Below are 14,490 nucleotides of genomic sequence, written 5' to 3'. Positions count from 1 at the left end.
AAGGCAAGGTAAACTTGCCGCCTTCGCAGGAGTTGCCATGAACTATCGTCACGCCTTCCACGCCGGCAACCACGCCGACGTCCTCAAACACATCGTGCTGACCCGCCTCATCGCCCTGATGTCGCGCAAGGAGCAGCCGTTCGCCTATATCGATACCCACGCAGGGCTCGGCCTGTACGACCTGCAAGGCGACCAGGCAAGCCGTACCGGCGAGTACCTGGAAGGCGTAGCCCGCCTGTGGAATCGCGATGACCTGCCGGCCATGGCCGACGACTACCTGCGCATCATCAAGCGGCTGAATGCCTATGGCGAGCTGCGCTACTACCCGGGGTCGCCCGAACTGGCCCGTCGCCTGATGCGCCAGCAGGACCGCGCCCTGCTCAACGAGAAGCACCCCGAAGACGGGCCGCTCCTTAAAGAAAACATGAAAAAAGACCCGCGCGTGACCGTGCACCTGGGTGAAGGCTGGCATGTGCCGCGGGCCTTGCTGCCGGTGCAGGAAAAGCGCGCGATCATGCTGATCGATCCGCCGTTCGAGCAGGCCGATGAGCTCAAGCGCTGCACCACTGCCATGAAAGAGGCGATCGGCCGCATGCGCCAGACCGTTGCGGCCATCTGGTATCCGATCAAGGACCAGCGCTCGCTGACCCGCTACTACCAGGACCTGACAAGCACCGGCGCGCCAAAGCTGCTGCGGGTCGAGCTGTATGTGCATCACCAGGACAGCCCGCAGGGCCTGAATGGTTCGGGCCTGGCCATCGCCAACCCACCATGGGGGCTGGAGGATGAACTTAAGGAGCTGCTGCCATGGCTGGCCAAAGAGCTGGCACAGACCGCCGGCAGTTACCGCATGGACTGGCTGATCGCCGAGTAAGCCTGTAGGCGCGGGGTTGCCCGCGAACACCGGCGACGCCGGTGCCATCCACCGCGTTGCCTGCTTCGCGGGTGAACCCGCTCCTACAAGGGGGCGGTGTGCCTCCAATGTTTGCGTTATAATCCCGCCCTTTAGCCGCCATCCGCCCAAAAGGCCGCTGGCGCATTTTTACCGAATGAAGAGGCTAATCCCTTGGCATTGACGATTCTTGGCCTGTCCGGCGCCCTTAGCCATGACCCTTCCGCGGCCTTGTACATTGACGGCAAGCTGATTGCCGCCGCCGAAGAAGAGCGCTTCGTACGTGACAAGCATGCGAAGAACCGCATGCCCTACGAGTCGGCGAAGTTCTGCCTGGAACAGGCAGGCATCAAGCCGTCCGACGTCGACGTGGTAGCCATCCCGTTCGCCCCGATCAGCCTGTTCGGCAAGGCGCGGTGGCACTATGCCAAGCGCTATTGGTACGCCCCGGATCGTGCACTCGATGCCATCCTGATGGGCAACCGTCGCTACAAGCGCTATCGCAAGAAGATCGTCTGGTGCCTGGAGCAACTGGGCTTCGACCCGAAAAAGGTCAAGATCGAGCCGGTCGAGCACCACCTGGCCCACGCTTCCAGTGCTTATCATTGCTCGGGTTTCAAAGAAAAAACCGCAATCCTCGGCATTGACGGCAAGGGCGAGTACGCCACCACCTTCTTTGGTTACGGCGAGAACGGCAAGATCCACAAGATCAAGGAGTTCTTCGACCCGGACTCGCTGGGTGGCCTTTACGGTGCCATTACCGAGTTCCTGGGCTTCGAAATGCTCGATGGCGAGTTCAAGGTCATGGGCATGGCGCCTTATGGCGACGCCAGCAAGTATGATTTCTCGCGTCTGGCCAGCTTCGAAAACGGCGAGTTGGTCATCAACACCGAGTACGCCAACGTTATCGGCCTGCGCCGCTATAAAGAGAAGGGCAAGGGCTTCTACTTCTCGCCAAAGCTGATCGAATGGCTGGGCCCCAAGCGCGAAGGCGACATCGCCGACGAGCCGTACATCCATTACGCCGCCAGCATGCAGGCGCTGTTCGAGAAACTGGCGCTGCAGATGATCGACCATTACCTGGGCGACACCCTGCGTGAAACCGGCAAGCTGGCCTTCGCCGGCGGCTGTGCGCTGAACGTCAAGCTCAACCAGAAGATCATCGCCCGTCCGGACGTGAAAGAGCTGTTCGTCCAGCCGGCCTCCGGCGACGCCGGGACTGCCGTTGGCGCCGCTGCCTATGTTTCCCACGCCCGTGGCGTTCCGGTCGAGAAGATGGAGCACGTCTACCTCGGCCCGTCGTACTCCAACGAAGACGTGATCGCCGCCTGCGCCCGTCACCCGAACCAGCCGAAGTGGCGCAAACTCGAGAACATGCCGCAGCAGATCGCCCAGATCATGGTCGATGGCAACCCGGTAGCCTGGTTCCAGGGCCGCATGGAGTTCGGGCCGCGTGCCCTGGGTGGCCGATCGATCATCGGCTGCCCAAGCGTGGAAGGCGTGGCTGACCGCATCAACCACCAGATCAAGTTCCGTGAACGCTGGAGACCTTTCTGCCCGTCGATGCTCGACACTGTCGCCCCGCAGATGATCAAGGTCGACCATCCCGCGCCGTTCATGACCTTCACCTTCGAAGTCGCTGAAGAGTGGAAGACCCGCGTGCCGGAAGTGGTGCATGAGGACGGCACTTCGCGTGCCCAGGTGCTCAAGCGCGAGTACAACCCGCGCTACTACGACATGATGAAGGCACTGGAAGACCTGACTGGCAACGGCGTGTCGCTGAACACCTCGCTGAACCGTCGTGGTGAACCGATGATCTGCTCGCCGACCGATGCCCTGAACATGTTCTTCGGCTCGGACCTGCAGTACCTGATCATGGAAGACATCCTGGTTGTGAAGGACGGCGCGGCCCCGTATGACCAGCCGCTCTGAACCGCGCATCCTGCAGTTCTGCCATGGCTATGACGGGCCGTTCCTGGACTGCGCCCGTCAGTACGCCAGCCTGTTTCAGGGGCGTGGGTACCAGGTGACCACGGTATTCCTCACCGGCGCCGCCGATGCGCAGGTGGCGGCTGGCTGTGCGTCGGACGAGGTGCTCTTCCTTGAGTTCAGTTCCAAGGCCGTGCGTGGCCTGAAACTCGGCGCCATCCGCGCATTGCGGCGCATTGCGGCCGAGCGCAATTTCGCTTTCTGCATCGCCCATCGCTTCAAGCCGATCTACGTTGCCCTGCTGGGGACCGGCCTGCCGGTGATTGGTGTGCACCATGCCTTTGGCGACTACCAGCGCAAAGGCCGCCGCTTGTTCGCGAACCTGTTCAGCAAGCGTCTGAGCCTGTTGGGTGTTTCGGACGCGGTACGTGACGATATGCGCCGTTGCTTGCCGCAGTGGCCGGCCGAACGCATCCAGACCCTGTACAACCGCATCGACATTGACGCCCTGCAAGCAGCCCTGGTGCCGCGCGCTGACGCACGCCAGGCCTTGGGCCTGGATCCTCAGGCATGGATCGTCGGCAATGTCGGGCGCCTGCACCCGGACAAGGACCAGGCCACCCTGTTGCGCGGTTTTGCCCAGGCATTGCCGGGGCTGCCGGCTGGCGCCCGCCTGGCAATCCTCGGCAAGGGGCGTCTGGAGGCCAGGCTCAAGGCGTTGGCCGCCGAGCTTGGTATTGCCGGGCAAGTCGACTTTCTTGGCCAGGTACCGGATGCGCGCCGTTATTTCCAGGCTTTCGACGTGTTCGCGCTGAGTTCCGATCACGAGCCGTTCGGCATGGTCCTGCTCGAAGCGATGGTTGCCGGTGTGCCGGTGTTGGCCACGGCCTGTGGCGGTGCTCGCGAAGTGGTCGAGGGCGTTGGCGTGCTGTTCCCGCTGGGCGACGCCGCGCAGCTGGCCCAGGGCCTGCAGCACATGGCCATACTGGACGCTGGGCAGCGCCAGGCCTGTGCCAGGCACATGCTGCAGCGCCTGGGTGAGCGTTTCTCTGACCAGGCGGTGCGCGAGGCCTTCTGGCAACTCCCACAGGTGCGCGCGTTGGTGGGGCAGGCCTGATGCTCAATCGTATCCAGGCCTTCCGCGAACGCGGTTGGCAAGCTATCGATGCCAATGCTTATGCCCAGGTATGGGCGCGCTTTGGCGGCAGTGTCGCCACCCATCCGCTGGTGGTCGAGCAACTGGCGGACCTGGCACAGATCCCGGTGCGTTACCTGGGCTGGTACCAGGCTGGCGAGCTGCAAGCCGCCATCCCGGCCTGGGGGCGTCACCTGGCGCTGTCCAAGGACGTGCTGAAGCGTGCTGGCAAGAAGGCCCTGTTCGACCTCGGTAATGCCGAGATCATTCTGCCGGCGGCGTCTGATGCCGCTGCGCCGTTGCGCCATACAATGCGTTACCTGTCCGAACTGAACCAGGGCCGCTTCAGCGGCCTCAAGGCGCAGAAGGAGCAGTTGGCCATGGCCCGGGCGCCTGAAGACCTGTCGAAGAAGTTCCGCTACAACCAGCGCCGTGAACTGCGCCTGCTGGAAGAGGCGGGTGGCGTGGTACGCCCGATCAGCGACTTCAGTGCCCAGGAAATCGCCAGCATGTACTGCGACCTGTTCCTGCGCCGCTGGGGGTTCCCGGCTACCGGTGCCGAGCGTATGGCCGATGTGCTGGAGCGTCTGCGTGAGCTGCTGATCGGCTCGGTGTTGCTGCTGGACGGTAAGCCGATTGCCATCCAGCTGGTGTACCGCGTCGAAGCGCCGGAGTGGATCAGCGTCGAGTACATCAATGGCGGCGTCGACCCTGAAACCAAGGCCTTCAGCCCAGGTAGCGTGCTGAGCTTCCTCAATACCCAGGCCGCCTGGGAAGACGCCCGGTCGCGCAACAAGCCGCTGCGGTTCTCGTTCGGTCGTGCTGACCGTGAGTACAAGGACCGCTGGTGCAACCCTGTGCCGGTGTATCAAGCGTGAGCCGCAAGCAGCAGTTGCTCAAGCGCCACCGGCACAACAAACGCCTGGGGCTGCTGGCGGGCCTGGTTGCGCTGGTCGCCCTCGGTGTTTTCAGCTGGTGGTGGCTGCCACTGCTGTTGTTGCCGCTGCTCTGGGCTGCCCATGAGGCCTGGTTTGCCGACCACCTGTTCTATGCACCGGGTGAGGACTATGCCTACGACTTCGGCGATCAGGTGCAGCAGGTTCCTGCCAGCCTGCACGATGGCTGGCTCAAGGCTGATTGCACGTTGCAGGGCGACGAAACCCTGGTGCTTGAACTGCGGCTAAAAAGCAGGTGGTTGGGGCGCTTTCTCGACCCTCGGGTCGAGCTGCTGGATGGCGAACAGGCCGATCGGCAAGCGTTCGAGCGTGGCGTCGATGGCGTGCGCTTCCTTAACCTGACGGGTCTTGCTGCGCCACTGCAGGCCGGTACGTTGCGACTGCGCGGCCGGCATTGCCGGCTGCAGGGTCAGTTGCGCCTGTGGATAACCCCCTCGGTCGAGCTGCAGCGGCGCCGGGTGATGGTGATCGCGCCACATGCCGACGACGCCGAGTTGGCCGCGTATGGTTTGTACAGCCAGGCCGACGAAAGCTGGGTGGTGACCCTGACCGCCGGTGAGATAGAGGCCGAGCACTACCAGCAGATGGGCCTGGCAAAGGCCGAGGCCGCGCGCCTGAAGGGGCGCCTGCGTGCCTGGGACAGCATCGTCGTGCCGCGTTGGGCCGGCGTGCCGGAGTCGCGTTGCATACAGCTGGGCTACTTTTGCCTGCAGCTGCCTGCCATGCAGGCAGCACCCGACCAGCCGGCCGCCTCACGTGAAGCCGACCTGGCCGATATCCGCGTGTTCCGCCAGTTCAACCCGTTCCCGTTACCGGGCGACCGTGATGGCGCACCCACCTGGCACAACCTGCTGGCCGACCTGCGAGCCTTGCTGGAGCTGGCCAAACCAGAGGTGCTGGTGATGCCGCACCCGCAGCTAGACCCCCATCCGGACCATATCTGCGCTCAGGCGGCGGTATTGGAAGCCTTGCAAGGCATGGCCTGGCAGCCGCAAACCTTGCTGTGCTACGCCAACCACCTGCACGATAACGACCGCTGGCCGATGGGCGACAGTGGCGATGGCGTGGCTTTACCGCCGCAATTGAGCGCTGCCCAGGCCTGGGCACCCTGCAGCCTGGTGCTGGACTGCGCGACCCAGCGCGACAAGGCGATGGCCCTGGGCATGATGCATGACCTGCAGCCGCCGGCACCGTTCAAGCGCCGCCTGCGCCGCCTGCTGCAACGCTGGCTTGCCGGGCGACAGCCATCGCCTTATGGGGAGAACGAATTCTTCCGCAAGGCCGTGCGCCGACACGAACTGTTCTGGCGGCGTGAGCTGTAAGCACGCCCCATGGTTGACCGCGAAGGCGCAGAGCGCCCAAGGAAAGCAATGAAAGTCCTATTTCTGGTGCAGAAGGAACAGCGGGCGATTCTTGACCGCCTGTACGATGGCGTCGCGGCCAACTGCGAGTGCGACCTGCGCTGGTTGACCAGCCAGGATCAGCGCAACCTGCGCCGTTACTTCAAGCGTGAGGTGCAAGTCGAGCGCTATGACCGCATCGTGTTCTTCCTGCGTTTCAAGCAGGAGATCCGTCAGGTGGCCTTCATCCGCACTGTGCCGAACCTGGTGATTCTCGAGCACGACGCCTACCAGAACTACATCCCGTGCAAGTACACCGGCAAGTTCAGCGCTCATTACCGCCAGTTGCCATGGGCGCGGGTGATCAGCTCCGGCTACATGGTCAGCGAGCGCTTGCGCCAGGAAGGTTTCGACGCGGTGTTCGTGCCCAAGGGCTATGACGAGCAGTTGCTGGCTGACCAAGGGCGTGAGCGTGATATCGAACTGGCCTTTGTCGGCAGCGTCAACAGCGTGGCCTACAGCGGCCGCAAGGCACTGCTGGACGAGTTGGGGCAGGTCGAGAACCTGTTGGTAACCCGTACCAAGTCGGGCGAGGACTACTGCAACACGCTTAACCGTATTCGTTTCTTCGTCAGTGCCGATGTCGGCATGGGCGAATACATGATCAAGAACTTCGAAGCCATGGCCTGTGGCTGTGTGTTGCTGGCATACGATCAGGGCGAGGAAGAGAACCGTGCGCTAGGCCTGCAAGACATGCACAACGTGGTGTTCTATGACAACATCCCGACCCTTCAGGAAAAGCTCCGTCGTTTGCGCGCGAACCCCGAGCTAGCCCGGCAGATTGCAGAAAATGGCCGCCATCTGGCGGTTTCCCGTTTTAGTTTCGGCGCAGTTGGACGTAGCATCGTCGACCACATGCGCCCGGCGCTCAGGCCCCACCCGCCATTGTCTGCATGGCAGCGGCTGCGTCTGAAGCTGGGCATCTAAACAAGAGCTTTCACGCCCAGGAGCGGGTTGTTGAAGGCCGATAGTCGTAATGCGGAGGGAATCCGGTGCGCTTTTCAAATGAGAGTGACGTCACGCTCGTCGTGACCAGTTGTGGGCGGTTCGATCTGCTCAAAGACACCCTTGAGAGTTTCGATCGCTACAACACCGCGCCCATTCGCGAGGTATTCATCACCGAAGACTCTGGCGATGATGCTGTGCATGCCGCTGTGCCGGCGCACTGGAAGCCGCACTGCAAGGTGTTCGTCAACCGGCCCAAACTTGGCCAGTTGCCGTCTATCGACCTGGCCTACAGCCAGGTCAAGACGCCGTACATTTTTCACTGCGAAGACGACTGGCAATTCTATCGCCAAGGCTTTGTCGAAGACTCGCAGGCCATCCTTGATGTCAGTCCCAACATCTTGCAGGTCTGGTTGCGCAGCCATGCCCACGACCTGGCCATCCACAGCCCATACATCCACTTGGGCGATCGCCAGGTGATCGCTGGGGTGCCGTGCTATCCGCTGCTGTCCGACAAGGCCGAGTGGCAGGCGTTCTCGCTCAACCCTGGGCTGCGCCGATTGAGCGATTACCAGCGCTGTGCGCCATTTGCCGCCTATGCTGGAGAAAAGGCGCTTTCCCGCCGCTACGCTGAGTTAAATCTGACAGCGGTCACCTTGGAGGGTGACGCAGTATTGCACACTGGATTCGGCAATCACGTGACCTTGCCCATTGAAGTGGAGCGTAAGGCCAAGCGTCGTCAGCGTGATCGGTTGAAGCTGGCATTGACGCTGGTTGCGGGGGCCTTGATCGGCATGGGAATCACCATTTTTGTTCAATGAAGTCGCTGTCCCACCTGACTTGAGCGGGAGAGGGCCCATGAACATCGTCAATATGATGTGGGCGGGTGGAACGCCGTACATGTCCATCCACAAGGTGCACCGGCAGGTCTTGTCGAACGCGGGTGCCGATGCCCGGATCAGTAACTGGCTGCTGCTGGGGAGCGGGCTCTGCTGTGGGCTCGGTTCGACCCGGGAATGGCATATGCCCTCACGTGCGCTCAAAGGGCGGCACTTGTGGCGCTTGCTGCGCCCGTGGCTGCGTATGCGCTTGCGCAAGGCATTGGCCGAGGCCGGGGCAGAAGTGGTGCTGCTCGATGGTATTGGCGTCGCCCGGTTGGTGCTGCCGTTGTTGCAACGCATCGGGCACGTACGTGCCAAGGTCCTGTTCCATGGCAAGACGCGTCTGCATGCCAGCGATATCCGCTTGTTGCAGAGTTTTCCGTCCGAGCGTCTGAGTATCGCGGCGGTATCACAGACGTTGGCCGAGTCGCTGGAGCGTGACCTGGGCAGGCCGGTGCAGACGCTGCGCATGGCGCTCGACCCGCTTGCATTCGTCGAGCCTTTGCTGAACCGGGACCAGGCCAGGCAGGCGCTGAAGTTGCCTCAGGACGCCGAGGTGATGCTGGGTGCGGTAGGGCGATTGGTAGAGAGCAAAGGCTTCGAAATGCTGATCGAGGCATTCGCCAGGGCCAGTGCACGGCAACCGGGCTTGCAGCTGGCGATCATTGGCGAGGGGCCGCAGCATGCCGTGCTGCAGCAGCGTATCGACGCGTTGGGCCTGGCCGAGCGCGTTCATCTGCGCGGTCACCGCGAAGACCTGCAGCAGCTGTATCGGGCATTCGACTGGCTATTGGTACCTTCGCGTTCCGAAGGCCTGGGGTTGGTGGTGCAAGAGGCGGTGATGGCCGATGTACCGGTGGTGTGCAGCGACCTGGAAGTGTTTCGCGAGCAATTGCGCGACACGGGTGGCTACCTGCCGGTTGCCGACGAAAGCGCCTGGGCTGAGGCGATTGAGCGCTGTACGGCGCTCAGTGCATCGACGATCGCCGCGAAGCAGCGCCAGGCACTGGCACCGGAGCAGGCCTGGCAGGCGTTCTGCAGCGGCTCGCAGAGCCTGTTGCGCAGCTGACCTTCAGCGTGTCAGCAAGGCTGCCTCGAAGGCGGCAAGGGGGAACCGGTCGCCCAGGTTCTCCCGCTCGATATAGCGCACCATGTGCTGCACATTGCGTCGAATCATGCGGGCCGACAGTGGCGGGCGCAAAAAGCGCATGTCGGCCACGTCGATCAAACCCAGACGCTGGTCGGGGGTGACCACCACGTTGCCCAGGTGCAGCGAGCGGAAATAAATGCCGCTGCGGTGCAGCTGACGGATCAGTTCGATCAGGCGTGGCAGGTAAGTGTCCCAGCTGAAGCCGTCATCGCGCGACATCTGCAGCAGCGTTCGCCCGGGTAGCGGGCGATACAGCACCGCAGTGCGGCCCGGCAGGTCGAGCTTGTGCTGGCTGATCACTTCGAGGGTAGGGATGCCCAGTTGCGCCAGGCGCGCGGCGTTATCGACGAAGCGCTGCGAGTAAGGACGTAGCAGTGCAGATGAAATCAGACGCTTCCTACGAAAAACCTTGAGGAAATTTCCATCTGTGAGCAGGTAGACTTTGGCGCCATGGCTGTCTGCCTCAAGCACCTGTGCGCCGAGTGTCAGCTGATCGAAGTCGACCTGGGTGAGCCGGGAGCATTGCATGAATAGAGCCTTGTCGTCTGGCGAGCAAAATGACCGGCAATAATGCCGAAAATAATGCTGTAGCACCATGGATGGTGTTTCTGATTCATCGGGGGAAAGGATGTTGTATCAAAAAAACTGGGCACAAGCGTGGTTAGGTTTGGGCCTGGTCTGGTTCCTGGCGGCGATTGCCCTGGCACCCAGCAACAAGGTTTATCAGCAAGGTCTGGTGTTGTTCTTGTGGCTGCCAACGCTGGTATTGGCCTGGTCGGCCCGAGGTGTGCTGGTGCAAGCCTGGAGGCGGCAACCGGCGTTGTGGGGGAGTGTGCTGCTGCTGTTGGCCTGGAGCGGCCTGAGCCTGGCATGGTCGCCCGCCGAGGAGCCCATGCGCGAGCTCAAGCGCTTGCTCTACATTCTGGTGTTCCTGCTGGCGTTTCCGCTGTTGGCCCAGCTTGGCCAAGCCCGCATTCGTCAGTTATTGCTGCTTGGCAGTGCGCTGCTGGCCATCGCTGCGTTGGTCTCCATCATCAAGTTCTATGGGGTGCAGCGTGCGCCTCTGCTGTTCAGGCTGGCGGGTATCGGCGAAATATCCCACCCCATCCTGGGGGCCTATGTCATTGGTTCGGCTGTGCTCTTGATGCTCTACGAGCCTCCTCGGCGGCGTGGCTTGCAGGTGTTGTGGCTGGCGGTACTGGCTTGCCTGGGGGCCTTCGCCATGCTCAGCCAGAGCCGTGGTGCGGTTCTGGCACTGGTGATTACCGTGGTGATGGCGCCGTTGTGGTTCCGTGACCGCCACAGCCGGGTGTTCTCTGTTCTGGCACTGCTTGCCACCGGCCTGGCCTTTTGGGCCGTGTACGACGTTATCGCCCAACGGGGCTCGTCCTACCGACCGGAAATTTTCCATGCCGTTCTCCAGATGATTGCCGCGCACCCTTGGACTGGTCTTGGCCTGGGGGCTGATTACGAAGTGAGCGCCGTCGGCATGCACTTCGATCACACCCACAACATGTTCACCCATGTTGCCGTTGAAATGGGCTTGCCCGGCATGTTGCTGTGGGTAATGGTGTGGCTGTTCACGCTGGGCGAAATCGTGCGCGCCCGTGGCACCCTGTTCGGCAATGTGCTGCTGGGCTTCTGGGTCTACTCGACCCTGGCCATGCAGTTCGATGCCGCCAGCCTCACCGGTACGCCACGTGCCGAATGGTTCATCAGCTGGCTGCCAGTGGGCCTTGCCATGTTGCTGCCATGGGGGCGTGCCGAAAATGACGCCTGTGGTAAAATTGCCGGTTCAACCTGAACAGCGAGCTCGATAATGGCCGAAACACCGCGACCAGCGGAGCACACCTCCAGCCTGAAGATCTACTTCCGGCTGTTGAGCTATGTGAAACCCTATGTCGGCATTTTCCTGCTGAGCATTGTCGGTTTCGTGATCTTTGCCTCGACCCAGCCAATGCTGGCCGGCATCCTCAAGTACTTCGTCGATGGGCTGAGCAACCCCGAAGCGGTATTGTTCCCCAACGTCCCCTACCTGCGTGACCTGCAACTGCTGCAGGCGGTGCCGCTGCTGATCATCCTGATCGCTGCGTGGCAGGGCCTGGGCTCGTTCCTCGGCAACTACTTCCTGGCCAAGGTCTCTCTGAGCCTGGTGCATGACCTGCGGGTGGCATTGTTCAACAAGCTGCTGGTGTTGCCCAACCGCTACTTCGACAACCACAACTCCGGGCACCTGATTTCGCGCATTACCTTCAATGTGACCATGGTCACCGGCGCCGCTACCGACGCCATCAAGGTGGTGATCCGCGAAGGCCTGACCGTGGTGTTCCTGTTTGCCTACCTGCTTTGGATGAACTGGCACCTGACCCTGGTGATGGTCGCCATCTTGCCGGTGATCGCGGTTATGGTCAGCATCGCCAGCAAGAAATTCCGCAAGCAGAGCAAAAAGATCCAGGTAGCCATGGGCGACGTCACCCACGTTGCCTCGGAAACCATCCAGGGTTACCGCGTGGTCCGTAGCTTCGGTGGCGAGGCCTACGAACAGCAGCGATTCGGCCAGGCCAGCCAGAGCAACACCGACAAGCAACTGCGCATGACCAAGACCGGCTCGCTGTACACGCCGATGCTTCAGCTGGTGATCTACAGCGCCATGGCTGCGCTGATGTTCCTGGTGTTGTTCCTGCGCGGGGACTCTACTGCTGGTGACCTGGTGGCGTATATCACCGCTGCCGGCCTGCTGCCCAAGCCGATTCGCCAGTTGTCGGAAGTCAGCTCGACCATCCAGAAGGGCCTGGCAGGTGCCGAGAGCATCTTCGAGCAACTGGACGAAGCGCCTGAAGTGGACACTGGTACGGTCGAGAAGGAACGCGTGGAAGGGCGCCTGGAAGTGCGTAACCTGAGCTTTACCTACCCGGGTACCGAGCGTGAAGTGCTGAGCGATATCAGTTTTGTCGCCGAGCCCGGGCAGATGATCGCCCTGGTCGGCCGCTCCGGCAGTGGCAAGTCCACCCTGGCGGCGCTGATCCCGCGCTTCTATCACCACGACAAGGGGCAGATCCTGCTCGATGGCGTGGAGATCGAGCACTATCGCCTGCGTAACCTGCGTCGCCATGTTTCGCAAGTCACCCAGCATGTCACCCTGTTCAACGACACCGTGGCCAACAACATCGCTTATGGCGATCTGGCCGGCGCGCCGCGCGCAGACATCGAAGCCGCCGCGGCCGATGCCTATGCCAAGGAGTTCGTCGACCGGCTGCCAAAGGGCTTCGATACCGAAGTGGGTGAGAACGGTGTACTGCTTTCCGGTGGCCAGCGCCAGCGCCTGGCAATTGCCCGTGCGCTGCTTAAAAACGCGCCGTTGCTGATCCTCGACGAAGCGACTTCGGCGTTGGATACCGAGTCCGAGCGGCATATCCAGGCCGCCCTGGATCACGTGATGCAAGGCCGTACCACGCTGGTGATTGCTCATCGCCTGTCGACCATCGAGAAGGCCGACCAGATCCTGGTCATGGACCAGGGCCGCCTGGTCGAGCGCGGTACTCACGCCGAGCTGCTTGCGGCTAATGGCCATTATGCCCGCCTGCATGCCATGGGGCTGGATGAGCCGGCCAAGGCCGATATCACCTGAACCCTCCTTGATCGGGGCCGTCATGGCCCCGATTGTCACGGGAATTTTCCAGGGATGATCTGGCCACAAAGCCATTGACTACCCTGTGCTAATATCCTGCCCCTGTTCATTATTTCCATATGGGTTGCCCATGAAGTTGTCCATGCCGCGTTTCGATCAAGCCCCGGTACTGGTGGTCGGCGATGTCATGCTCGACCGCTACTGGCATGGCGGTACTTCGCGTATTTCGCCTGAAGCGCCAGTCCCGGTGGTCAAGGTCGATCAGATCGAGGATCGCCCCGGCGGCGCGGCCAACGTTGCCTTGAACATTGCTGCGCTGGGCGCGCCGGCTTCGCTGATCGGCGTCACCGGCCAGGATGAGGCTGCCGACAGCCTGGCCAACAGCCTGCAGGCTGCCGGTGTCCGTTCGGTGTTCCAGCGCATCGCGCACCAGCCGACTATCGTCAAGCTGCGGGTCATGAGCCGTCACCAGCAGCTGCTGCGTATCGATTTCGAAGAGCCGTTCGCCACCGACCCACTGTCGCTGGGCGCGGAGGTCGACAGCCTGCTCGAAGGCGTCAAGGTGCTGGTCCTGTCCGACTACGGCAAAGGCGCACTGAAAAATCACCAAAACCTGATCCAGGCGGCGCGGGCCAAGGGCATTCCGGTGCTGGCCGACCCCAAGGGCAAGGACTTTTCCATCTACCGTGGCGCCAGCCTGATTACCCCGAACCTCAGCGAGTTCGAGACCATCGTCGGCCGTTGCGTCGATGAGGCCGAACTGGTCGCCAAGGGCTTGCAGTTGCTGCAGGACCTGGACCTGGGCGCCCTGCTGGTCACCCGCGGTGAGCATGGCATGACCCTGCTGCGCGTTGGTCAGCCGGCGTTGCACCTGCCAGCGCGGGCACGCGAAGTGTTCGATGTGACCGGTGCCGGCGATACTGTCATTTCCACCCTTGCCGCGGCCATTGCTGCGGGTGAGGACCTGCCCCATGCGGTGGCCCTGGCCAACCTGGCGGCGGGCATTGTGGTCGGCAAGCTGGGTACGGCTGCCATCAGCGCCCCTGAGCTGCGCCGGGCCATCCAGCGTGAGGAAGGCTCCGAACGCGGCGTGCTGGGCCTTGAGCAACTGCTGCTGGCCATTGATGACGCGCGGGCACACAACGAGAAGATCGTCTTTACCAATGGCTGCTTCGACATCCTGCATGCCGGGCATGTCACTTACCTGGAGCAGGCGCGGGCCCAGGGTGATCGCCTGATCGTTGCGGTAAACGACGATGCCTCGGTAAGCCGCCTGAAGGGGCCGGGCCGGCCGATCAACAGCGTTGACCGGCGTATGGCCGTGCTGGCCGGTTTGGGCGCGGTGGACTGGGTGATCAGTTTCCCGGAAGGCACCCCGGAAAACCTGCTGAGCCAGGTCAAGCCGGATGTGTTGGTCAAGGGTGGAGACTATGGCATCGACCAGGTGGTTGGCGCTGATATCGTCAAGGGCTATGGCGGCACCGTGAAGGTGCTGGGGCTGGTCGAGAACAGCTCGACCACGGCGATTGTCGAGAAAATTCGCAAGAACTGATCTGACCTTGGGGCCGTTGTGG

At 62.3% G+C, this 14,490-nt stretch carries 12 protein-coding genes; 11 read left to right on the top strand and 1 reads right to left on the bottom strand.

Translation table 11 applies throughout. The features are described 5' to 3' along the window. Positions 1–37 precede the first annotated feature (37 nt). From AC3RCM_RS25135 to AC3RCM_RS25100, 8 genes are all read left to right on the top strand, one after another. Complete coding sequence (locus AC3RCM_RS25135; protein ID WP_492629239.1) at positions 38–874, top strand: 23S rRNA (adenine(2030)-N(6))-methyltransferase RlmJ; 837 nt, start codon at positions 38–40, stop codon at positions 872–874. Positions 875–1,066: 192 nt separating this feature from the next. After that, the gene (locus AC3RCM_RS25130; protein WP_003249431.1) at positions 1,067–2,824 is read left to right on the top strand and encodes a carbamoyltransferase family protein; all 1,758 of its coding nucleotides are present in this window, start codon (positions 1,067–1,069) and stop codon (positions 2,822–2,824) included. Continuing rightward, the gene (locus AC3RCM_RS25125; protein WP_064492589.1) at positions 2,808–3,938 is read left to right on the top strand and encodes a glycosyltransferase; all 1,131 of its coding nucleotides are present in this window, start codon (positions 2,808–2,810) and stop codon (positions 3,936–3,938) included. Before AC3RCM_RS25130 ends, AC3RCM_RS25125 begins: the two co-directional genes overlap by 17 nt. Then, positions 3,938–4,834, top strand: a complete 897-nt coding sequence (locus AC3RCM_RS25120; RefSeq protein ID WP_064492588.1) for an antimicrobial resistance protein Mig-14 — start codon at positions 3,938–3,940, stop codon at positions 4,832–4,834. The genes AC3RCM_RS25125 and AC3RCM_RS25120 overlap by 1 nt, the downstream gene beginning before the upstream one ends. Continuing rightward, positions 4,831–6,234 (top strand): PIG-L deacetylase family protein, encoded by a 1,404-nt coding sequence (locus tag AC3RCM_RS25115; protein WP_064492587.1) that lies wholly within the window; start codon positions 4,831–4,833, stop codon positions 6,232–6,234. The genes AC3RCM_RS25120 and AC3RCM_RS25115 overlap by 4 nt, the downstream gene beginning before the upstream one ends. A 48-nt stretch (positions 6,235–6,282) precedes the next feature. Next, entirely contained in the window at positions 6,283–7,239 is a 957-nt protein-coding gene (locus tag AC3RCM_RS25110) for a glycosyltransferase family protein (protein WP_003249439.1), read from the top strand. A gap of 65 nt (positions 7,240–7,304) precedes the next feature. Further along, positions 7,305–8,078 carry a glycosyltransferase family 2 protein gene (locus AC3RCM_RS25105; RefSeq protein WP_010955517.1) on the top strand — a complete coding sequence of 258 codons (774 nt, stop codon included), beginning with the start codon at positions 7,305–7,307 and terminating at the stop codon, positions 8,076–8,078. 37 nt (positions 8,079–8,115) lie between these two features. Continuing rightward, the gene (locus AC3RCM_RS25100; protein WP_020191476.1) at positions 8,116–9,207 is read left to right on the top strand and encodes a glycosyltransferase; all 1,092 of its coding nucleotides are present in this window, start codon (positions 8,116–8,118) and stop codon (positions 9,205–9,207) included. 3 nt (positions 9,208–9,210) lie between these two features. Here AC3RCM_RS25100 and AC3RCM_RS25095 read toward each other — a convergent pair whose 3' ends face one another. Next, positions 9,211–9,816 (bottom strand): BUD32 family EKC/KEOPS complex subunit, encoded by a 606-nt coding sequence (locus tag AC3RCM_RS25095; protein ID WP_020191475.1) that lies wholly within the window; start codon positions 9,814–9,816, stop codon positions 9,211–9,213. Positions 9,817–9,916: 100 nt separating this feature from the next. Between AC3RCM_RS25095 and AC3RCM_RS25090 the strand changes: the two genes are divergently transcribed. The 3 genes from AC3RCM_RS25090 (at position 9,917) to hldE (ending at position 14,468) form a co-directional block, all read left to right on the top strand. Then, entirely contained in the window at positions 9,917–11,092 is a 1,176-nt protein-coding gene (locus AC3RCM_RS25090) for an O-antigen ligase family protein (RefSeq protein ID WP_064492586.1), read from the top strand. A 15-nt stretch (positions 11,093–11,107) separates the two neighbouring features. Beyond that, a complete protein-coding gene (gene msbA, locus AC3RCM_RS25085; RefSeq protein WP_064492585.1) occupies positions 11,108–12,916 on the top strand; it encodes a lipid A export permease/ATP-binding protein MsbA in 1,809 nt (602 codons plus the stop codon). Positions 12,917–13,046: 130 nt separating this feature from the next. Beyond that, positions 13,047–14,468, top strand: a complete 1,422-nt coding sequence (gene hldE / locus AC3RCM_RS25080; RefSeq protein ID WP_003249449.1) for a bifunctional D-glycero-beta-D-manno-heptose-7-phosphate kinase/D-glycero-beta-D-manno-heptose 1-phosphate adenylyltransferase HldE — start codon at positions 13,047–13,049, stop codon at positions 14,466–14,468. Positions 14,469–14,490: the final 22 nt, after the last annotated feature.

The sequence above is a fragment of the Pseudomonas sp. GW823-FHT05G12 genome (assembly GCF_058795575.1).
This window is presented reverse-complemented; position numbering and strand designations above follow the sequence as displayed.

Bases quoted from the DNA above. Each gene is read 5' to 3' on its own strand.
- AC3RCM_RS25120 (WP_064492588.1), top strand. From the start codon at position 3,938: ATGCTCAATCGTATCCAGGCCTTCCGCGAACGCGGTTGGCAAGCTATC.
- AC3RCM_RS25110 (WP_003249439.1), top strand. From the start codon at position 6,283: ATGAAAGTCCTATTTCTGGTGCAGAAGGAACAGCGGGCGATTCTTGAC.
- msbA (WP_064492585.1), top strand. From the start codon at position 11,108: ATGGCCGAAACACCGCGACCAGCGGAGCACACCTCCAGCCTGAAGATC.
- AC3RCM_RS25135 (WP_492629239.1), top strand. From the start codon at position 38: ATGAACTATCGTCACGCCTTCCACGCCGGCAACCACGCCGACGTCCTC.
- hldE (WP_003249449.1), top strand. From the start codon at position 13,047: ATGAAGTTGTCCATGCCGCGTTTCGATCAAGCCCCGGTACTGGTGGTC.
- AC3RCM_RS25090 (WP_064492586.1), top strand. From the start codon at position 9,917: ATGTTGTATCAAAAAAACTGGGCACAAGCGTGGTTAGGTTTGGGCCTG.
- AC3RCM_RS25095 (WP_020191475.1), bottom strand. From the start codon at position 9,816: ATGCAATGCTCCCGGCTCACCCAGGTCGACTTCGATCAGCTGACACTC.
- AC3RCM_RS25100 (WP_020191476.1), top strand. From the start codon at position 8,116: ATGAACATCGTCAATATGATGTGGGCGGGTGGAACGCCGTACATGTCC.
- AC3RCM_RS25125 (WP_064492589.1), top strand. From the start codon at position 2,808: ATGACCAGCCGCTCTGAACCGCGCATCCTGCAGTTCTGCCATGGCTAT.